At 38.2% G+C, this 238-nt stretch carries 1 protein-coding gene; it reads right to left on the minus strand.

All coding sequences use genetic code 11. The annotated features are described in order from the left end of the window. Nucleotides 1-227, minus strand: a 227-nt coding sequence (locus tag SB689_RS24145; protein WP_410694551.1) for a thioredoxin family protein, incomplete at its 3' end; no start/stop codon positions are given. Between the last annotated feature and the right edge of the window lie 11 nt (nucleotides 228-238).

Below are 238 nucleotides of genomic sequence, written 5' to 3' on the forward strand. Positions count from 1 at the left end.
CCATCTTTAAAGATTGCTAAAGTTGGAACTCCTCGAACTCCATATTGTGCTGCCAGAGCAGGGTATTGGTCTACATCTACCTTTATAATTCTAGCTCCCTCACCAATATTTTCCTTTACAGTATTTAAAACTGACGATTGAACCTTACAAGGTTGGCACCATGTGGCAAAAAAGTCAATAAGTACAGGCCTATCGGAATTGATGATTTCCTGAAATTTTTGTGACATAATCTTGGGTT

Origin of the sequence: Chryseobacterium sp. SIMBA_038 (assembly GCF_046535115.1) — a bacterium.
In the GTDB taxonomy this organism is placed as follows: domain Bacteria; phylum Bacteroidota; class Bacteroidia; order Flavobacteriales; family Weeksellaceae; genus Chryseobacterium.